Annotated in this window: 20 protein-coding genes; 7 read left to right on the top strand and 13 right to left on the bottom strand. The window is 70.9% G+C overall.

Going from position 1 to position 18763, the window contains the following annotated elements; genetic code table 11:
- Positions 1–22: 22 nt before the first annotated feature.
- Complete coding sequence (locus FHS29_RS11270; protein ID WP_184690519.1) at positions 23–1123, bottom strand: amidohydrolase family protein; 1101 nt, start codon at positions 1121–1123, stop codon at positions 23–25.
- Positions 1124–1161: 38 nt separating this feature from the next.
- Between FHS29_RS11270 and FHS29_RS11265 the strand changes: the two genes are divergently transcribed.
- Positions 1162–2493, top strand: a complete 1332-nt coding sequence (locus tag FHS29_RS11265) for a type I glutamate--ammonia ligase (protein WP_184690518.1) — start codon at positions 1162–1164, stop codon at positions 2491–2493.
- On the opposite strand, the gene FHS29_RS11260 is transcribed toward FHS29_RS11265, so the two are convergent.
- Together FHS29_RS11260 and FHS29_RS11255 are read right to left on the bottom strand one after the other, a co-directional pair.
- Positions 2490–3077: a sigma-70 family RNA polymerase sigma factor gene (locus tag FHS29_RS11260; protein WP_184690517.1), complete on the bottom strand. Its 588-nt coding sequence runs from the start codon at positions 3075–3077 to the stop codon at positions 2490–2492. The genes FHS29_RS11265 and FHS29_RS11260 overlap by 4 nt on opposite strands.
- Positions 3078–3166: 89 nt before the next feature.
- Positions 3167–3889 (bottom strand): class I SAM-dependent methyltransferase, encoded by a 723-nt coding sequence (locus tag FHS29_RS11255; RefSeq protein ID WP_184690516.1) that lies wholly within the window; start codon positions 3887–3889, stop codon positions 3167–3169.
- Positions 3890–3923: 34 nt separating this feature from the next.
- Between FHS29_RS11255 and FHS29_RS11250 the strand changes: the two genes are divergently transcribed.
- From FHS29_RS11250 to FHS29_RS11235, 4 genes are read left to right on the top strand one after another with little or no spacing between them, the layout of a single operon-like run.
- Positions 3924–4763: a ParA family protein gene (locus FHS29_RS11250; RefSeq protein ID WP_184690515.1), complete on the top strand. Its 840-nt coding sequence runs from the start codon at positions 3924–3926 to the stop codon at positions 4761–4763.
- Positions 4760–5395 carry a LysE family translocator gene (locus FHS29_RS11245; RefSeq protein ID WP_184690514.1) on the top strand — a complete coding sequence of 212 codons (636 nt, stop codon included), beginning with the start codon at positions 4760–4762 and terminating at the stop codon, positions 5393–5395. Before FHS29_RS11250 ends, FHS29_RS11245 begins: the two co-directional genes overlap by 4 nt.
- Positions 5382–6176 carry a DNA-formamidopyrimidine glycosylase family protein gene (locus FHS29_RS11240; RefSeq protein WP_184690513.1) on the top strand — a complete coding sequence of 265 codons (795 nt, stop codon included), beginning with the start codon at positions 5382–5384 and terminating at the stop codon, positions 6174–6176. The genes FHS29_RS11245 and FHS29_RS11240 overlap by 14 nt, the downstream gene beginning before the upstream one ends.
- Before the next feature lie 10 nt (positions 6177–6186).
- The gene (locus FHS29_RS11235) at positions 6187–7209 is read left to right on the top strand and encodes a quinone-dependent dihydroorotate dehydrogenase (protein WP_184690512.1); all 1023 of its coding nucleotides are present in this window, start codon (positions 6187–6189) and stop codon (positions 7207–7209) included.
- Here the strand turns inward: FHS29_RS11235 and FHS29_RS11230 are convergent.
- From FHS29_RS11230 to FHS29_RS11185, 10 genes are all read right to left on the bottom strand, one after another.
- Positions 7198–7632: a MarR family winged helix-turn-helix transcriptional regulator gene (locus FHS29_RS11230; protein WP_446689063.1), complete on the bottom strand. Its 435-nt coding sequence runs from the start codon at positions 7630–7632 to the stop codon at positions 7198–7200. The genes FHS29_RS11235 and FHS29_RS11230 overlap by 12 nt on opposite strands.
- Before the next feature lie 158 nt (positions 7633–7790).
- Positions 7791–9035, bottom strand: a complete 1245-nt coding sequence (locus FHS29_RS11225; RefSeq protein WP_184690511.1) for a uracil-xanthine permease family protein — start codon at positions 9033–9035, stop codon at positions 7791–7793.
- A 993-nt stretch (positions 9036–10028) separates the two neighbouring features.
- Positions 10029–10814 (bottom strand): phage shock envelope stress response protein PspM, encoded by a 786-nt coding sequence (gene pspM / locus FHS29_RS11220; RefSeq protein ID WP_246440163.1) that lies wholly within the window; start codon positions 10812–10814, stop codon positions 10029–10031.
- Positions 10815–10843: 29 nt separating this feature from the next.
- The gene (locus FHS29_RS11215) at positions 10844–11746 is read right to left on the bottom strand and encodes a PspA/IM30 family protein (RefSeq protein ID WP_184690509.1); all 903 of its coding nucleotides are present in this window, start codon (positions 11744–11746) and stop codon (positions 10844–10846) included.
- Between the two features lie 335 nt (positions 11747–12081).
- On the bottom strand, positions 12082–12504 hold the full coding sequence (locus FHS29_RS11210) for a helix-turn-helix domain-containing protein (protein WP_184690508.1): 423 nt from the start codon (positions 12502–12504) through the stop codon (positions 12082–12084).
- 156 nt (positions 12505–12660) lie between these two features.
- Positions 12661–13134 carry a CinA family protein gene (locus FHS29_RS11205; RefSeq protein ID WP_184690507.1) on the bottom strand — a complete coding sequence of 158 codons (474 nt, stop codon included), beginning with the start codon at positions 13132–13134 and terminating at the stop codon, positions 12661–12663.
- Positions 13131–13715 (bottom strand): CDP-diacylglycerol--glycerol-3-phosphate 3-phosphatidyltransferase, encoded by a 585-nt coding sequence (gene pgsA, locus FHS29_RS11200; protein WP_184690506.1) that lies wholly within the window; start codon positions 13713–13715, stop codon positions 13131–13133. Before pgsA ends, FHS29_RS11205 begins: the two co-directional genes overlap by 4 nt.
- A complete protein-coding gene (gene rimO / locus FHS29_RS11195; RefSeq protein ID WP_376774407.1) occupies positions 13712–15115 on the bottom strand; it encodes a 30S ribosomal protein S12 methylthiotransferase RimO in 1404 nt (467 codons plus the stop codon). Before rimO ends, pgsA begins: the two co-directional genes overlap by 4 nt.
- 39 nt (positions 15116–15154) lie before the next feature.
- A complete protein-coding gene (locus tag FHS29_RS11190) occupies positions 15155–15721 on the bottom strand; it encodes an RloB family protein (protein ID WP_246440231.1) in 567 nt (188 codons plus the stop codon).
- On the bottom strand, positions 15708–17036 hold the full coding sequence (locus FHS29_RS11185) for an AAA family ATPase (RefSeq protein ID WP_184690504.1): 1329 nt from the start codon (positions 17034–17036) through the stop codon (positions 15708–15710). The genes FHS29_RS11190 and FHS29_RS11185 overlap by 14 nt, the downstream gene beginning before the upstream one ends.
- Positions 17037–17176: 140 nt before the next feature.
- Here FHS29_RS11185 and FHS29_RS11180 point away from each other — a divergent pair, with 140 nt between their 5' ends.
- Both FHS29_RS11180 and FHS29_RS11175 read left to right on the top strand, forming a co-directional pair.
- A complete protein-coding gene (locus FHS29_RS11180) occupies positions 17177–17677 on the top strand; it encodes an amino-acid N-acetyltransferase (protein ID WP_184690503.1) in 501 nt (166 codons plus the stop codon).
- Between the two features lie 54 nt (positions 17678–17731).
- Positions 17732–18574 (top strand): MerR family transcriptional regulator, encoded by an 843-nt coding sequence (locus tag FHS29_RS11175; RefSeq protein WP_184690502.1) that lies wholly within the window; start codon positions 17732–17734, stop codon positions 18572–18574.
- The last annotated feature ends 189 nt before the right edge of the window (positions 18575–18763 follow it).

Here is an 18763-nt window from a genome sequence, read left to right as displayed (position 1 = left end):
TTCGAACGCTTGTTCGACGAGTCTAGTCCAAGCGGTAGGCCCGGCGCGCGTTCTCCGACCCGATGAGGTGGGCGATCCGCACCGCGTCCGCCTCGCCGAAGGCGTGCCGTCGCAGCCCGGACAACAGGAAGTCCGACAGCGCCCGCCGGAAGAACAGCGCGCCCAGGTGGTAGAGCTCGGCCAGTCCGAACGCGTCGGTCGAGAACAGGAACTTCCCGAACGGCACGATCTCCAGCGCCTCGGCGAACACCCGGCCGGCCTGGTGCCCCAGGTTGTGCGTGGCCAGCCCCAGGTCCACGAACACGTGCGGGAAGACCTGCGCCAGGTAGCCCGCGGTGCGGTGGAACGGGTAGTTGTGCAGCAGCATGACCGGCACGTCGAGCACGGCCGTCGCCCGCAGCAGGTCCGTCAGCAGCGACGGATCCGCCCGGTGCAACGCCAGGTCCCGGTCGCCGTAGCCGACGTGGAACTGCACCGGCAGCCCACGCTCCAGCGCCTCCCACACCAGGAACCGCGAGATCACCTCGTCGGCGCACCGGCCACTGCCCGAAGCCAGCCACCGCTCGCACGCCGCCACCACGGCGGCATCCGACGGACGTTCTCCGGACAGCTCCAAGCCGACCCGATAAGCGGCGATCGACTTCGCGGCCACCGCAGGTGCTGTCGCCAACGCCCGGCGCACCTGATCGGGGAAACCCGTGGCACCGCCCATGATCACCTCTTCGGCGAGCCGTTCCAAGCGGATCACCGGTAGTTCACGCGATCCGGTGAACACCGACGGTCCGACCAGCCGCTCCGGCCACAGTCCCCCGTCGACCAGGAACGTGGTGATCCCGGAAGCGACCAGGAACGCCCGGTTCACCTCCGCCGCCCCCAGCGACCGCCTGCGCGCCACGTACTCCGCGGCCGGCGCGTGCGGCGAGAGGTCCAGCAAAGGCGCACACCAGCGCCGCACGGCGAGCCCCACCGAGGACTCGAACAGCGACGTCCCCCAGGGGCTCACCACATCCGCCTCGGTCAGCATCTCCTCGAACCCGACCGCGTCCACGTCATCCCGCAGCACCCCGTGGCAGTGATGGTCCACGAGGTTCAGCTCGGCGACGTACGGCAGCAGCGGGTCCACTTGTTGAAGAGTAGAGACCTGGTGTACCCACGCACCTCATGGACACCGCGGAACGCGACCACCGGCACGCCCGGGCGACCGACCTGCTGGACGGCCTCGCCGACCGGGACGTGGTGGCGGTCGCCATCACGTGGGTCGACCACAGCGGCATCACGCGGGTCAAGTCCGTTCCCCTGCGCCGGCTCCCGGACGCCGCCGCGAACGGCGTGGGCGTCTCCCCCGTCTTCGACGCGTTCCTGCTGGACGACACGATCGTCGCCGGGCGGCACGCGGGCGGGCCGGTCGGCGACCTGCGGCTGCACCCGGACCTGGACCGCATCACGGTCCTGGCCGGTCAGCCCGGCTGGGCGTGGACCCCGGCCGACCGCCACGACCGGCGCGGCGAACCGCACCCGCAGGACGAGCGGGCGCTGGCCCGCACCATGACCGACCGCCTCGCCGTGCACGGCTTCGAGGTCAAGGCCGGTTTCGAGGTCGAGTGGGCGGTCGGCCACGGTGGCACGGCGGACTTCCGCCCGGCCACCACCGGCCCGGCCTACGGCCACGCCCGCCAGGTCGAGCTGTCGGACTACTGCGTGGACCTGGTCGCGGCGCTGGCCGAGCAGGACGTCGACGTGCTCCAGTTCCACCCCGAGTACGCGCCGGGCCAGTTCGAGGTGTCCACCGCCCCCGAGGACCCGGTGCACGCCGCCGACACCGCCGTGCTGGTCCGCGAGACGATCCGGGCGATCACCATCCGGCACGGCATGCGCGCGTCCTTCTCCCCCAAGGTCGTCGCGGAAGGCGTCGGCAACGGCGGCCACCTGCACGTGAGCCTGTGGCGGGACCACCGGAACCTGTTCGCGGCCCAAGACCGGCCGCACGCCCTCGGCCCGGACGCCGAGTCGTTCGCCGCGGGCATCCTGCGCCACCTGCCCGCGCTGTGCGCGATCGGCAGCCCTTCGGTGGCGAGCTACCTGCGGCTGGTGCCGTCGCACTGGGCGGGCGCGTTCGCGGCGTGGGGCGTGGAGAACCGGGAGACGGCCCTGCGGCTCGTCGAAGGCCGTGACCTGGAGATCAAGTCCTACGACCTGTCCGCCAACCCGTACCTGGTGATCGCGGCGACGCTGGCGGCGGGGCTGGCCGGGATCGTGGACGACGCGCGGCTGCCCGAGCCCGCCGAGGTCGACCCGGTCCACCTGGCCGACGCGCGCCGGCTGCCCACGTCGTTGACCGAAGCGGTCCGGGCGTTCGAGGACGACGAGGTGCTGGCCGAGGCGTTCGGCGCGGAGTTCGCCGCCACCATCGCGGACGTGCGGCGCGGCGAGATCGACCGGTTCGCCGATGCCTCCCCCGAGGAGGTCGCGCGGGTGACCCGCTGGCGGCACTAGGCCTTCGCCGCGGGCCGGGCGGAGTCGACCTGTCTGCGCAGCCGTGACAGGGCGCGGTGCTGGGCCACCCGGACCGCGCCCGGTGACGAACCGACCACGACGGCGGTCTGCTCGGCCGACAACCCCACCACCACGCGCAACATCAGGATCTCCCGCTGCTTGCCCGGCAGGATGCCGAGCAACGCCTTCACGTGGCGGGACAGTTCGGCGCGCAGCGCGCTCTGCTCGGGGCCGTCTTCCTCAGTGGGCGCGTCGGGCACCTCGGGTACGGGTTCCGCGCGGTTGCGCAGGGCTGCGCGGTGCGCGTCGGCCACTTTGTGCGCGGCGATGCCGTATACGAACGCCAGGAACGGCCGTCCGTGGTCCTTGTACGTCGGCAACGCGGTCAGCACGGCCAGGCAGACTTCCTGCGCCACGTCGTCCGCCGAGGCGAACGAACGTTCCTGACTCCCCACCCTGGCCCGGCAGTAGCGCACCACCAGCGGGCGGATCGAGGCCAGCAGCCACGCGATGGCGAGCCGGTCGCCCGTGACGGCCTGGCGGACCTCGCGTTCCAGTGCCTCCGGCGGCAGTCGCGAGGTCATCAGCGCGCCTCGGGTAAGTGCGGATCTGCCATGCGGGACTCCTGGCGGTCGGTCGACAGCGTTTGCCCGACGACGTTTCTACCGCAACATCAGGCCGGCCGACGGGCCAACACGTGCAGCCGCGCCGCCACGTCGCGCAGCGGCGACCGGGTGGCGGCGGCCAGTTCCAGCTCGGCCAGCGCCTCAGCCGCGCCCGGGTTGCCCTCCAGCACCGCGCCGGGCACCAGGTCGGACACCACGCCGTAGCCCTGGAGCAGCTCCAGCTTCAGTCCCGCGTCCAGCACCAACGCCTCCAATCCGGCCACGTCGAACCGCCGCTGCAACGGCTCGCGGGATCCGGCGAGCTGACCCGCCTCGTCGTCCAGCAGCCGCCGCGCGTCGACCAGCCGGCCCGCGATGGCCCGGTGCAGCACGGCCGCGAACCGGTTCGCCACCAGCACCGACACCGCGCCGCCCGGTGCGGCGGCACGCGCCAGGGCCGCCAGCGCCACCTTCGCGTCGTCCACGACCTCCAGCAGCCCGTGCCCGAGCACCAGGTCGGCGGACGCGTCGGCGTCCAGCACGTCCGTGTCGCCCTGGACAGCCGTGATGCGGTCCGTCACGCCCGCCTCGGTGGCCCGGCGGTGCAGGGTTGCCAGGGCGTTCGGGCTGGGCTCGACCACCGTCACCGTGCAGCCGGCCACGGCGAGCGGCACGGCCCACACGCCGCTGCCGCCGCCCACGTCCAGCACCCTGGGCGGTTCCCCACCCCGGCGGTCCCGCGCGGCGGCCAGCTCGGCGTCGAGCACCCTGTGTACGGCGTCCGGTCGCATGGCACTAGAGCCTAGAGACCGTAGGCTGCACCTCGTGCATACGGTGGCGGTGCTCAGCCTTAAGGGTGGCGTAGGCAAGACGACGGTCGCGTTGGGTCTCGCGTCGGCCGCGCTGCGGCGCGGAGTCCGGACGCTCGTCATCGACCTGGATCCACAGTGCAACGCCACCTCCACGCTGGAACCCGACGACACCGACACCAGCATCTACGACGTGCTCCAGGAGCCCACGCTGGAGAAGGTGCGGGCGGCGATCGCCACCAGCACGTGGGGCGAGGGCGTGGACGTGCTGGCCGGTTCGGAGGACGCGGAGCTGCTCAACCACCCCGACCCGGGCGAGTCGCGGCTGGGCCGGCTGCGCGAGGCGCTGCGGGTGCTCGCCGAGGACGAAGAGGTGCCCTACCAGCTGGTGCTGCTGGACTGCCCGCCGTCGCTGGGTCAGCTGACCCGGTCGGCGCTGGTCGCGGCGGACCGGGCGCTGCTGGTGACGGAGCCCACCATGTTCGCGGTGGCGGGCGTTCAGCGGGCGTTCGAGGCGGTGCAGTCCGAGCGCGAGCACAACGCGGACCTCCAGCCGTTGGGCGTCGTGGTGAACCGGGTCCGCCCCCGCTCGCACGAGCACCAGTTCCGCATCGAGGAGCTGCGCGACATCTTCGGCCCGCTGGTGATGCCGGTGGCGCTGCCGGACCGGCTGGCGGTGCAGCAGGCGCAGGGCGCGTGCATGCCGATCCACGAATGGGGCACGCCGGGTGCGCGCGAGGTCGCGCTGGCGTTCAACCTGCTGCTGGCGCGGATACTGCGGATCAGCCGCAGCCGTCGTCGTCCGGTGCACTCCGACTTCGACGACGAGGAGATCCAGGAGGCGGTCGAGGCGTGAGCACCACCGCGCTGCTGGCGTTCACGACCGCCGCGCTGCTGCTGACGATCACCCCCGGTCTGGACACCATGATGCTGTTGCGCATGGTGCTCGGCGGTGGCCGCCGCACGGGACTGGTCGGCGGCTTCGGCACGACGCTGGGCTGCCTGGTGTGGGGCGCGGCGAGCATCGCCGGGCTGACCGCGCTGCTGATGGCCTCACAGCTCGCGTACGACGTGGTGCGGTACGCGGGTGCGGTCTACCTGCTGTGGCTGGGCGGGTCGGCGCTGTGGAAGTCGTGGCGCGGCGCACAGGCCGAGAAGCCGACCGAAGCACCCACGACCACGCCCGTGCAGGCGCTGCGGATCGGGTTCACCACGAACGTCCTCAACCCCAAGATCGGCGTGTTCTACCTCAGCCTGCTGCCGCAGTTCCTGCCCACGTCGGGCGAGTCGACGGGTTGGGCGGCGCTGCTGGTGGGCATCCACGTGGGCATCGGGCAGGTCTGGCAGATCGTCGTGGTGTGGCTCGCGGGCCGGGCCGCGGTGGTGCTGACCAGGCCGCGGGTGCGGCGGTGGACCGAACGGCTGACCGCGTCCGTGCTGGTGGGGTTCGGGCTGAAGGTGGCTTTCGACAGCGGTGCCAGAGGGTGACACGGTCTTCCTGACCGGCCGGCGACTGGACGGGGCGCTGGCCGGGCGGACGCTGCTGCGCGCCGACCTGAGGCACCCGAGGCTGGCCACCGCCGACCTGTCCGGGCGGGACGTGCTGGGCGTGGCGACCGTGGGCAAGCACATCCTGACCCGGTTCTCCGGCGGGTTGACCCTGCGCAGCCACCTGCGGATGGACGGCTCGTGGCACCTCTACCGGCCGGGCGAGAAATGGCGGCGACCCGGTCACCAGGCGCGGGTGGTGCTGGAGGTGCCGGACCGGGTGGCCGTCGGGTTCGCGCTGCACGACCTGGAACTGGTGCCGACCGACGAGGAGTCGCGGCTGGTCGGGCACCTGGGGCCGGACCTGCTGGGCGGGTGGACGGCCGAGGACGAGGCGGAGGCGGTGCGGCGGCTGGACGCCGACCCGGAGCGCGAGGTCGGTCTCGCCCTGCTCGACCAGCGGGTGCTGGCGGGTGTGGGGAACGTCTACAAGTCCGAGGTGTGCTTCCTGCTGGGCGTGTCGCCGTGGACGCCGGTGTCCGGTGTGGACAGTTCTCGGGCGGTGCGCCTGTCGCGGAAGTTGTTGCTGGCCAACGCGAACCGGCCGGTCCGCAACACCACGGGGCTGATGGGGCGCGGCCAGGAGTCGTGGGTGTACGAACGGGCGGGCCGGCCCTGTCGTCGGTGCGGGACGCGAATCCGGGTCGCTGGGCAGGGTCAGGGCGTCCAGGAGCGCACGTCGTACTGGTGCCCGCGCTGCCAGCCAGGGCCGATCGCTTAGAGTTACCGCCGTGGTCTACAAGAGCGTGGTGCGCAAGACGTTGTTCCGGATGCACGGCGGGGACGCGGAACGGATCCACGAGACCACGCTCGGCGCGTTGACGGCGGTGAACCCGCTGGCGCGGTTCGTGCGCCGCAAGCCCGTCGGGGAGCGCACGGTGTTCGGAGTGCGGTTCCCCAACCCGGTGGGACTGGCGGCCGGCATGGACAAGAACGGCCGCGCGCTGCACGCGTGGGGCGCCCTCGGGTTCGGGTTCGTCGAAGTCGGCACGGTCACCCGGCACCCGCAGCCGGGCAACCCGCGTCCACGGCTGTTCCGGCTGCGGGACAGCGAGGCGATCATCAACCGGATGGGCTTCAACAACGAGGGCGCGCTGGAGCTGGCCAACCGGCTGGACCGGTCGGGGCCGCTCACCGTGCCGCTGGGCATCAGCCTGGGCAAGTCGAAGGTCACGCCCGTCGAAGAGGCCGTGGAGGACTACCAGGCGTCGCTGCGGGCGCTGTACCGGCACGGCGACTACTTCGCGGTGAACATCAGCTCCCCCAACACGCCGGGCCTGCGCAGCTTGCAGGACCGGACGGCGCTGACCGAGCTGCTGTCGGCGTTGAACGCGACCTCGGCCGAGCTGGCGGGGTCTTCGCCCCGGAAGCCGCTGCTGGTGAAGATCGCACCGGACCTGACCGACGAGGCGATCGGGGAACTGCTGGAGGTGTGCTCGGCGCACGACGTCAGCGGGCTGATCGCGACCAACACCACGCTTTCGAGGGACGGACTGGCTCCGGCGGATCGGGCACTGGCGGGTGAGGCCGGCGGGTTGAGCGGCAAGCCGCTGGCGGCACGGGCCCGTGAGGTGGTGCGGTTCGTGAGCCGGGAGACCGACGGGAAGCTGCCGATCATCGGCGTCGGCGGCATCGCGAGCGTGGACGGCGCGAAGCGGATGCTGGACGCCGGCGCGAGCCTGTTGCAGCTCTACACGGGGTTCATCTACGAGGGGCCGGGGTTGGTGCGCCGGATCGCCCGTTCAGTCGTCTAAGGCGTTCTCGTACGCCGTGAGCGTGTTCACGAACATCGTGCGCTGATCCGGCGTCAACGGCTCCAGCGCTGTGCGCCACGCCTTGGCGCCCCGTGCGAGCCAGGTGTCGATCGCCGGACGTTTGGCGTCCGCGATGCTCACGATGCGCCGTCGGCGGTCGTTGTCGTCCTCACGGCGTTCCAGGACGCCCTTACGGCTCAGTTCGGCCACCATGAGGCTCACCGTCGTGGGGGCGATCTCCAGGCGGTGCGCGAGTTCGTTGACGGTCATCGGACCGTCGAACAGCAGGTAGGCCAGCAGCGACAGGTGCCGTGGGGCCAGTGACAGCGACTGGAGCTCCCTGGACACCGGGATGCGCTTGGCCCGTCCGACCGCCCGCGGCATGAGCAGCAGCAAAGCCCGGACGGCGTCGTCCGTGGTCAACACTTCGCCGTTCCCCTTCTGACTTCGAGTGCAAAGAGGCTTTGTCGACGACGGTGATCGTGTTCGCAGGCCAGACTACTCAGGGGACGGCGTGAACCAGCCGATCATCGAGGAGTTCCGGGCCGACTACGGGCCGCCCACCGGCTGCGCGGTCCAGGTCAGATGTGCCGGGCGGCGCGCAGCCAGCGCATGATCGGGTGCAGGATGACGACCAGCAGCGAACCCCAGACCAGGCCGCCGAGTTCCATGTCGCCGAGCCTGAGCGTGAGGTCGCCGACACCCGCGACCAGTGCCGCGCCGCCGACCAGGGCGTTGCCGGGGTTGGCGAGGTCGACCCGGTTGTCCATCCAGATCCGCACGCCGACCAGCGTGATGAGGCCGAGCAGGACCAGCGCGGCGCCGCCCACGACGCCCGGCGGGATGGTGCCGAGCGCGGCGGTGGCCTTCGGGGAGAACGCGAGGAGGACCGCCATCACGCCGGTCACCGCGTACGCGGCGGTCGAGTAGACCTTGGTCACGCCCATCACCCCGATGTTCTCGGAGTAGGTCGTGGTGCCGGGTCCGCCGCCGAAGCCGGCGAGGGTCGTGGACAGGCCGTTGGCGATGATCGAGTCGCCGACGCTGCCGTCGAGGTTGCGCCCGGTGAGGCCGGCGACGGCTTTGACGTGGCCGACGTTCTCCGCCACCAGGACGATCACGACGGGGAGGATGAGGAGCGTGACGGAGGGCCGGAGTTCGGGGGCGTGCAGGACGGGCAGGCCGAACCAGGCGGCGGTGGCGACCGACGTCGTGTCGACGATGCCGAGGACGAAGCCCAGGACCCAGCCGATGACCACGCCGAGCAGCACCGAGAACCGGAAGAAGAGCCTCCGACCCAGCACGCCGCAGAGCAGGATGATGCCCATCGTGACGACGGCGAGCAGGGGCTGCTCGGAGAACGAGGTCGTCGCGCGGTGCGACAGGTTGAGCCCGATCAGGATCACCACGGCGCCGGTGACGACCGGGGGCATGACGGACTCGAGCATGCGGACGCCGAGGGCCTTCACCGCGACGCCGATGATGATCACCAGCAGGCCCGCCGCGACCACCCCGCCGAGTTGGGCGGCGATGCCCTCGCTGCGGGCGGCTTCGAGCGGGGCGATGAACGCGAACGAGGCGCCCAGGAAGCTCGGCACGCGGTTGCGGGTGATGACGAGGAAGAGGAGGGTGCCGACCCCGGAGAAGAGCAGGGTGGTGCCCACGGGGAGGCCGGTGGAGGCGGGGACGAGGATCGCGGCGCCGGCCATGGCGACCAGGTGTTGGGCGCCGAAGCCGATGGTGAGGGGCCAGCTCAGCCGCTCCTGCGGGCTGACGGCGTCACCGTCAGTGGTACGGCCATCGCCGTGCACGGTCCACAACGCCACTCAATGCCCTCCCCGGCGACCAAGCCGAACGCCGCTGTCCGACCACGGGATCCTGCCACGCGATGTAGCGGCTACGACCATGTAACGGTCTGATAATCACACGATTGCAGCAGGAAATACCAGACCGCCGCGCACTTCGGACGGGCTCTGCTACCCATAGTGATCTAACTCGCGGTCCTGCGGCCGGCCCTTGGCACGGCACTGGTCCGGCGCTCGGTGGTCACGCTTCGGTGGGTCGTGTGGTTACAGCGAGTTGCTTCGGACTGCCGGTGGTGGGGGCGCACGGCGATGGCCGGGCGAAGAGCGGTGGCGCGTGGCACAGCGGCCGTGGGTGGCACAGCGGCGGCGCGGCGGCGGGGCGGCACGGCGGTGTTGGGGCGAAGCGCGTGCCGGAGCGAGACGGGGTGAGCACTCGGGCGGTACGCCGGCCGGACGCGCCTCGTAGCCAGCGTACCGGTGAGGGCGTCCAAGGCGGGATGCGTCCAGCGGCAGGCGGGGCGGGTTCAGCACGCGGACCTCAGCACGCGGACAGTTCCACCTCACAGCCGGCCGTACCGGTGCGGCGTCACAGGGCCGGCGTGTGATGAAGGGCGGGGCGTCCAGAGCGTCCAAGGGCCAGGGGCAGGGCGTCCCAGGGCGGGCGTTCGGCGGGCAGAGTTGTCCCCTGGTGCGCGCGCCTTCGACCGACGCTGTGCTCGCCGACGCGCCTCCTCTTCGTTCTCGGCAACGAAATTCAACCGCGGAAAGTGCCCCGATTCGGGGCTTTTCGGCCTGGTTCGCCTCTTCGAGTGGATCTTGCGGCCGAGGACAACCTATTGGCGGTCTGGAAGCATTGGGGGCGCGAGAAACAGCAAAAGTGCTGATCAGGGGCGGAAGGCAAGTCGGAGGGTCGAGTTCGGGTGGGTGAGACCAAACGGTGAGGCTCGGGTGCGAAGCTCCGGTGGCCAGGCCTGGGTGCACGAGTCCTGGTGGTCAGGTCACGACTTCTGGTGGTCAGATCCAGGGAGACAGGTCGCGCAGGGCGGACGCCAGGCCGGCCAGGTGGTCGGATGCCTCACCCAGCACCTGACGCGGGTTGGAGGCAGTGCTCTCGGCCAGCACCCGCCCGGCGGCTGCGACCAGGCCGCAGTAGCCGTCCACGCCCTCGTCCAGTTGTGCCCGCAGCCGCCGCACGCCCTCCACCAGGGGTGCCCGGTCCAGCGGCGGGGCGGTGTCGCGGGCGCGTTCGACGGCTTGCAGTTGCTGTGACACGGCCCGGATGGCGGACGCGGCCTCGGCGCCGGTTTCGCGGGCTTGGGCTATCGACTCGGTCGGGACCGAGGTGAGGGTCGCGGAGTCGAGTTGGTGGAGTAGTTCGCGCAGCGTGTCCTCTGCGTGCTCCAGGCGTTCCATCGGTTGCCTCGCCGCCGAACTCCGCGCGGGCAGCGGGGTCCGGGCCGGGGCGACGGCCAGTTGTTTCCGGGCGGTGTCGATCGCGCGCATCCGGGTGTTCGTGCGCACCGCCAGCACTCCGGTGCCCGCGAATCCGATGGCCGCGCCGACCCCGGCCGCCACCGGCAGCACGCCGACCAGCGCCAGCGTGCCGACCACGGCCAGGATCGCGAGCACGATCAGCCAGAACGTCAGCACCCGACTCGACCGGCGGTACCGCCGGTCGAGTTTCGCGCGTGGGTCGTTCCAGGCGGCGAGCCGCCGTTTCACCTGGTCCGCGACTTGACCTTGGAGCTGGCCGCCGACGAACTGGACGATCTCGCCGGCCACCTTCCGCCGGGGATCCATCCTCGGATGATCCATCGCGGACACCGCTCTCAGCCCTGGCTCGCGGGCGGGTTCTGCTGGGGCAGGTGCTGGGTCGGCGCCTGCTGGACAGGCGCCGACTGCGTCTGCGCCGGCTGGGACTGGGACTGCTGGACGCGCTGCTGGATCTCCTGCTGGATGCTCGCGGCGGCGCTGCCGGGCTTGGCCCCGGTGACCTCGCCGGCGACCTTGCCGCCGTGCATGGAGGCGCGGATCTGCTCCAGCCGGGACGTGCCGGCCATCTGGGTGGTGGACTGCTGCACTTCCAGCATCCGGCCCTGGACGGAGTTCTGCGCGAGTTCGGCCGAGCCGAGCGCCGTGGTGTAGCGCTTCTCGATCTTGTCGCGGACCTCCTCCAGCGACGGCGTGTTGCTCGGCGCGGCGAGTTCGGTCATCTGCCGCAGCGACGACGAGACCTGCTCCTGCATCTTCGCCTGCTCCAGCTGGCTGAGCAGCTTGGTGCGCTCGGCGAGCTTCTGCTGAAGCACCATCGCGTTGCGCTCGACGGCCTGCTTCGCCTGCGACGCGGCCTGGAGCGACTGGTCGTGCAGGGTCTTGAGGTCCTCGATGCCCTGCTCGGCGGTGACCAGCTGGGTGGCGAACGAGGTCGCCGCGTTCTCGAACTCGGTGGCGCGCTGCTCGTCGCCCTTGGCCCGCGCCTCGTCGGCGAGCACGAGCGCCTGGCGTGCGGACGCCTGGAGCTTCTCGACCTCACCGAGCTGGCGGTTGAGCTTCATCTCCAGCTGGCGCTGGTTGCCGATCACCGCGGCGGCCTGCTGCGACAGCGCCTGGTGCTGCCGCTGCGCCTCCTCGATGGCCTGCTGGATCTGCACCTTCGGGTCGGCGTGCTCGTCGATCTTGGACGAAAAAGCCGCCATGAAGTACTTCCATGCCTTCACGAAAGGGTTGGCCATCTCCTACGCCTGCCTTCTCCGCACTTCCCTGGCTCGCGCTCGTGATTGGCAACGACCCGGTGCCGGTGTTGGTTCCATCGTGTCAGTTGTCCGGTGCCTCTTCCACCGACCTGGGGAGATATCCGGGTTCACCCTGAGTCACCCCTGAAACTTCGGTGGACACGGTCATCCTGCCCGCCCTGTGCACGGGTGGACGCGGCGACCCCGCGCGGGGTTGCCAACTCGTTGCAGTGTGATCGGGACCGTGCCGGGGCGGCAGGGGCCCGCCGGGGTCCGGGCACGACGGGAAGCCGAGCCGGTGGTCCGGCTCGGCTTCGAGTGTGGTCGTGCCGGTGCTATGCCGCCACCACGGTGCCGCGGGGCTTGCTGATCGACGTGGTCAGCCGGTGCGTGAGCATCGGCTGGATCCGCAGGTCGGACAGGTCGTTGCCGATCACGGCCGGCACCAGGGTGCCGCCCTCCAGGCTCGGTGCGGCGGGCTGGGCCCGTTCGGTGAGCTCGGCCGGGCTGGTGACCGGTTGCTGGACGGCGCCGATGTCCGAGGCGACCAGGTGGAGTAGTTCGTACAGGGGCAGGTCCAACGCCTCGCAGATGGCGGCCAGCAGTTCGCTGGAAGCCTCCTTGCGGCCACGCTCCACCTCGGACAGGTACCCCAGGCTGACGCGGGCGGTCCTGGAGACCTCGCGCAGCGTGCGGCGTTGGGTGGTGCGGGCATGGCGGAGCCGATCACCGATCGCCTCGCGTAGCAGCACGGTCATCGCGCGCCTCCTTCCGGCCGGCCGTGCCACCACGTTACCGACCCGTCCCGTCGACGGGCAGTGACTTGCGGGCACGTCCGCCAAGGGCGAACGAGTGAACTCGCCGGTAAGTTCCCGCGCGGGTGTCCGGGCGTGACCGGGATTGCGCTGCTCATCTCATCCGTCGGCGATCTCGAGGTGGGTCAGGAGTAGATCAAGGGCGGTGTCGACCGAGGACCGGCGGACCTCGTGGCGGTCACCACCGACAGTGATGGAACGGACCACCGAACCGGACGGACCGGACAAACCGATGTGGACGGTGCCCGCCGCGACGCCGTCCTGCGGGCCCGGGCCGGCCACCCCGGTGAGCCCGAGGCCCCAGGTGGCCCCGCAGCGCGTCCGTGCGCCGTCCGCGAGCTGTCGGGCGACCTCGGGGTGCACGGCGCCGTGTTCGGCGAGCAGAACGGCGTCCACGCCCGCGAGGGACGTCTTCAGGTCGGTCGCGTAGACGACGAGCCCGCCGCGCAGCACGGCGCTGGAACCCGCGATCCGGGTGATCTCGGCGGCGACCAGCCCGGCGGTCAGCGACTCGGCCGTGGCGATCGTCTCACCGCGCGCCCTGAGCGCGGCCACGACGTCGGCTGCCGTCACGCCCCCGCCACCGCCCGCTTGCCGCGCGCCCGCAGCCGGACCGCGCGGATCACGTAGTCGACACCGGTCACGACGGTCAGCACCACCGCCGCGTACATGCTGACCACGGCCACGATCTCCAGGCCGGCCGGCAGCGGCAGCAGGTACAGCCCGATGGCCAGGATCTGGACCAGCGTCTTGGCCTTGCCGCCCCGGCTGGCCGGGATCACGCCGTGCCGGATCACCCAGAACCGCAGCAGCGTGACGCCCAGCTCGCGGGCCGCGATGACGACCGTGATCCACCACGGCAGCTCGCCCAGCAGGCTCAGCCCGACCAGGGCGGCGCCGATGAGGGCCTTGTCCGCGATCGGGTCGGCGATCTTGCCGAAGTCGGTGATCAGCCCGTGCTTGCGGGCCAGGTTGCCGTCGATGTGGTCGGTCACCGAGGCGACCGCGAACACCGCGAACGCCGCCAGCCGCCACCGGTGGTCGCGGCCGTCCTCGGCGAACAGCAGGTAGAGGAACACCGGCACGAGCACCAGCCGGGACATCGTCAGCACGTTGGCGATGTTCAGCACCGGCACGCGCGCGGGTTCTGTCACCTCGGGAGCACCTCGATCGCGGTGACCACCAGGTCCACGCCCTCCGCGGCGTCGACCCGGCAGCGCACCAGGTCGCCGACGGCGAGGCCGTCGGCGTTGGTGACCACGCACTCGCCGTCGACCTCGGGAGCCTGGTGGGCGGCGCGGCCGATGCAGTCGTTCTCGTCGTCCTCCGCGGTCTCGACCAGGACGACGACCTCGTCGCCGACGCGGTCCTCGGCGCGCTGCGCGGTCAGCTCCTCGACCAGGTTGGAGATGCGGGCGACGCGTTCGGCGACGGTGTCCGCGTCCAGCTTGTCCGGCAGCGTCTCGGCCTCGGTGCCGTCCTCGTCGGAGTAGCCGAACACGCCGACCGCGTCCAGCCGCGCCTCGGTGAGGAAGCGCTCCAGCTCGGCCACGTCGTCCTCGGTCTCGCCGGGGAAGCCGACGATCACGTTGCTGCGGATGCCGGCCTGCGGCGCGAGGGCGCGGATCTGCGAGATCAGGCCGAGGAACGAGTCGGTGGACCCGAACCGGCGCATCCGGCGCAGCACGGCCTCGCTGGAGTGCTGGAAGGACATGTCGAAGTACTGCGCCACGTTCGGCGTGGTCGCGATCGCCCGGACCAGGGTGGGCTTGGTCTCGGCGGGCTGGAGGTAGGACACCCGCACCCGGTCGACCACCGCGGCGAGGCGTTCCAGCAGGTTCTCCAAGCCGCCCAGCTCGCGCGGCAGGTCCTTGGCGTAGGAGGTGGAGTTCTCGCTGACCAGGAACACCTCGCGGACGCCCTGCTCGGCCAGCCAGCGGGCCTCGGCCACCACCTCGTCCGGGTGGCGGGACACGAACGCGCCCCGGAAGCTCGGGATCGCGCAGAACGAGCAGCGCCGGTCGCAGCCCGAGGCGATCTTCAGCGGCGCGACCGGGGTGTCCTCCAGCCGGGTGCGCAGCACGCGCGGCCCCCAGCCGTGGCCGGGGACCTGCACCTCTTCGGCGGCCTTGGGCCGCTGCACGGGCGTGAGCGGCAGCAGGGTGCGGCGGTCGACCGGCTTGTGCGACTCCAGCGCCTTGCCGTCCAGCACGTCGTCCAGCCGGTCGGCGAGGTTCTCGTAGTGGTCGAACCCGAGCACCGCGTTCGCCTCGGGCAGGCTGTCCGCCAGCTCGGTGCCGTACCGCTCGGCCATGCACCCGACGGCGACCACCTTCGCGCCGCTGTCGGCGGCGGCGAGCAGGGTGTCGACGGAGTCCTTCTTGGCCGACTCGACGAAGCCGCAGGTGTTGACCACGATCACGTCGGCCTCGTCGTCCACCAGCTGCCAGCCGCCGGCGGTGAGCCGGCCGGCGAGCTCCTCGGAGTCGACTTCGTTGCGGGCGCACCCGAGGGTCAGCATGGCGACGCGCTTGGACGTGGTGGGGGAAGACACGGTGCTCAGGGTAACCGGCGTCCGGGGTGCTCCTTGACGTCAGCGGTTGAGCGCTGCTTCGACCAGCCGCCAGACGGTGGTGGAGGGGTTGACGGTAGCGGAGGGGTCGACGAGGCCGAGCGCCTTGGCACGGGCGATCGCGGCGTCGATCCGCGGGTGGAACGTCGAGTAGTCCAGCTCCTTGTTATAGCCCGGCACGTGCTTCTCGAGAACAGCTCGTGCCTGCTTGTAGCCGGCCAGGTGGGCGGAGTGGTCCGCGAAGTGGAGGATCAGCCACAGCTCGAAGCACGGGTTGGAAACCGCGAGCGACACCCGGGCTTTGGCTGCTGCGAGGAGCGCTTTCGCGATGTCGAAGTCGTCGACGTCCACGACGCACCAGATCTGGTCGTAACTGTCCGATCCGTTGTCCCGGAGCTTTGTCGCGTAGCCGACCAACTGCTCCGGCGACCCGACTTTGACGACCGTCTTCAGGGTCACCACGCGGGCAACCCGCTTCAAACCGTCCAGGTACTGCTTCTCGGTGTTGCCGCAGCAGACGGCGAGAATCCGGTCGGCAGCCTGCCTCCGTGCCGGACGCCGCCGTGGACTCGGGTCACGCCGGATCATCCGCACCGACCCTACCTCGCACCGCTACGACGAAGTCTTCGGACATCAGGTTCGGCACGGCGCCGTAACTCCCACCGAGGTACCGGCGCTCCAGATTTTCCCCTTCCTTGCGGGGATGGAAGTCGGTAAGCGGGTACAGCTCGGAGACGCCGTCCTGGTCCTTCTGCACGAACCAGATCTCGTCCCGCTCGAGGACCTGCTCACCGAGTGCCGGGCTGAGCAGGCTCGCGTCGTGGGTGGTGAACACGAGCTGAGCCGCGGCCGGGTTGGCGTCGGGATCGCGGAACAACGCCACCAGTCGCGCGGTCAGTTGTGGATGGAGGCTGGCGTCTATCTCATCGACCACCAGGGCGCCCCCGTTCTCCAGCACGGCCAGCGCCACCGGGAGCAGGCCGAGCCAGGCGCGGGTGCCCGCCGACTCGTCGTTCAGACCGAAGACCTCGCCGCCGCCGTGGCGCAGACCGATCCTGCCGTCCGCATCCAGAGCCCTGCGTAGCGCACTCAAGAGATGTCGCCGTTCGCCTGGATCTTCGACGACATCATCGAGTGCTTCTTCGATGATGTCCCAGTCGATGTCGATGTTCTGTGCCGACTTCGCCTCTACCGCCGCAGGGAGCGGATGTGAATAGCTGACTACCAGGGCGGAAACACCCAAATCAGCCGCCTTCACGAGATCGGCGAAGCGCCGGCGCCTCGAGGCATCTCCCATGACGACTTGTTTCATCGCCATCTCGTCCGGCCCCAGCCCGGTCAGCCGGAACACCAGCTTCTCGGTGAACCACCGGTGCACTGCCGCCGGCAGTGTCAGACTCGCCTGGCCGGCGAGGCTCAGGAACAGGGAGTTCGGCCGCAACATGCCTTCGAGCACTTCGAGTTTGGCGCGTGCGTCGCCCACGGTCGTGCCGAACTTCATCTCGTCGACCTCACGCTCGAAGACCACCCGCTTCCGCTTCTCCGGGTAGCTGTAGAGCCACTCCGACCGCACGCGCTCGTCGTCCACTTCGAACCCGTAGACGTAGCGGACTCCGCCCTCGACGAGTTCGGCCACGAAGGCCGACGGTCGATCGGACGACCGGTCGAGCCGGAAGGGCCGGCGGGGGATGCCGCCCGTGGGCGACCACTTGCCGAACGAGTCGCGCACCGCCTCCGCCATGAAGCTCAGACCGTCGAGCAGGTTCGACTTGCCGGAGGCGTTCGCCCCGTAGATCGCCACCACCGGCACGGCCTGCGGATCTCTGGCATACGCGGGTATGAGCGACAGCTCCTGCTCATCGCGGAACGACCGGTGGTTGCTCAGCCTGAAGCTTCGGAGCATGAGACCTCCATCCGAGAAGTTACAGCCTGATCCATGCCAGTAAACCGCATGAAACGCCCTCGAGAGTGCTCCATAGTCGCACTTCGTGAACCGGGAGCGTCAACCGACGGCAACCGGCCCGCACGGGTTACGTTGGGGCGGTGAACGACCCGATCAACGTCCGGCGGGCCCGGACCGGTGATGTGCGGGCCATGAAGGCCCTCATCGACGTGTACGCGGGCAAGGTGTTGCTGACCAAGCCGCTGGTCACGCTGTTCGAGGACATCCAGGAGTTCTGGGTGGCCGAGGAGGACGGCGTGCTGTTGGGCTGTGGCGCGCTGCACGTGCTGTGGGAGGACCTGGCCGAGATCCGCACGGTCGCGGTGGCGCCGGAGGCGTTGGGGCGCGGGATCGGGCACCGGCTGGTGCAGCGGCTGGTCGAGACGGCCCGCGAGTTGCAGCTGTCCCGGGTGTTCGTGCTGACGTTCGAGACGAAGTTCTTCGGGCGGCACGGGTTCGTGGAGATCGACGGGACGCCGGTCTCGCCAGAGGTGTACGAGGAGATCATGCGGTCGGCCGACGAGGGCGTCGCGGAGTTCCTGGACCTCTCCTACGTCAAGCCGAACACGCTCGGGAACTCGCGGATGCTGCTTCACCTCTGACTCTTCGAACGTTCACTCGAAGAGTCTTGACTCGACTAACCACGGCCCAGAAAGATGGCCGGGGTGGAGCAGCTGACGGTCGACGAGCTGGCGGTCCGGGTGGGCCTGCCGGGCAGCACGATCCGCATGTACCAGACCAAGGGCCTGCTCCACCCGCCGAAACGGCAGGGCAGGCAGGCCTTCTACGACGCCTCCCACATCGAGCGCCTGACGCTCGTCCAGCGGTTGCAGGCCCGGGGTTTCTCGCTGCCCGCCATCGCGGAGCTGGTGAAGGCGCGCGAGCAGGGCGCGAGCGTCGCCGCGGTGCTCGGCGTCGGGGACACCGAAGGCCCGGACGACTGGGTCCGGGTGCGCGTCCGCGACCTCACCCGGCTGGTGCCGATGGGTGACGTGCGACCGCGCGTGCTGCGGCGGGCCATCCAGCTCGGGCTGGTGCGGTGGCGGCGCGGGTGGCCGCACACCCGGCGGTGGGCGCTGGAGGCGGGCAACCGGCTCGCGCTGCTCGCCGTGCCCTGTGACGACGTGCTGGACAAGTTCGCCAACCTGCGCGCCGCCACGGACGGCATCGCCGGCGACTTCGTCGAGGTCTTCGAACGCCGGCTGTGGCCGCAGCTGGCCGCGAAGTCCGAGCAGGAGGACCAGCTCGACCGGATCCGCGCGCTGCTGGTCGAGCTGACCTACACCGCCGAGACCGTGGTCGTGGGCACGCTGCGCGAGTCGATCAGGGAGGCCGCCGAGGAGTTCGCCCGCCGGCACGGCCTGCTGCCCGGCGACGACTTCCGCCCGGTGTGGGCCGAGGAACCTCTGCCCATCGCCGAACGTCTCATAGACAACGAGAACGAGATCCCGGATGAGCCCGCGATCCGGCGGTTCCTCGACCAGGGCGACGACTCCTGACGCCCTGCCCAGCTGTGCCCGGCGCCGACGGCGTCCGGGTGGTTCGAGCCGGTGCGGAGGGGTTCGGCTCGCCCACCCGACGCGCCCGGCCGCGGGGACGCCCGTGCCCGGCGGGCCAACGGTCCGCCGGGCACGCGGGCCCCGGCTCGGGCGTGCGAGCCGGCGGCCGGGGGTGCGAGCGGGAGCCGG

This window comes from Saccharothrix tamanrassetensis (assembly GCF_014203665.1).
GTDB lineage: Bacteria > Actinomycetota > Actinomycetes > Mycobacteriales > Pseudonocardiaceae > Actinosynnema > Actinosynnema tamanrassetense.
The sequence above is the reverse complement of the archived record's forward strand: the minus strand, read 5'-3'. Positions and strand labels throughout refer to the sequence as shown.

Excerpts from the sequence above, each read along its gene's own strand:
- FHS29_RS11265 (WP_184690518.1), top strand. The coding sequence starts at position 1,162 with ATGGACACCGCGGAACGCGACCACCGGCACGCCCGGGCGACCGACCTG.
- FHS29_RS11260 (WP_184690517.1), bottom strand. The coding sequence starts at position 3,077 with ATGACCTCGCGACTGCCGCCGGAGGCACTGGAACGCGAGGTCCGCCAG.
- FHS29_RS11255 (WP_184690516.1), bottom strand. The coding sequence starts at position 3,889 with ATGCGACCGGACGCCGTACACAGGGTGCTCGACGCCGAGCTGGCCGCC.
- pspM (WP_246440163.1), bottom strand. The coding sequence starts at position 10,814 with ATGGATCCCCGGCGGAAGGTGGCCGGCGAGATCGTCCAGTTCGTCGGC.
- FHS29_RS11215 (WP_184690509.1), bottom strand. The coding sequence starts at position 11,746 with ATGGCCAACCCTTTCGTGAAGGCATGGAAGTACTTCATGGCGGCTTTT.
- FHS29_RS11210 (WP_184690508.1), bottom strand. The coding sequence starts at position 12,504 with ATGACCGTGCTGCTACGCGAGGCGATCGGTGATCGGCTCCGCCATGCC.
- FHS29_RS11190 (WP_246440231.1), bottom strand. The coding sequence starts at position 15,721 with ATGATCCGGCGTGACCCGAGTCCACGGCGGCGTCCGGCACGGAGGCAG.
- FHS29_RS11185 (WP_184690504.1), bottom strand. The coding sequence starts at position 17,036 with ATGCTCCGAAGCTTCAGGCTGAGCAACCACCGGTCGTTCCGCGATGAG.
- FHS29_RS11175 (WP_184690502.1), top strand. The coding sequence starts at position 17,732 with ATGGCCGGGGTGGAGCAGCTGACGGTCGACGAGCTGGCGGTCCGGGTG.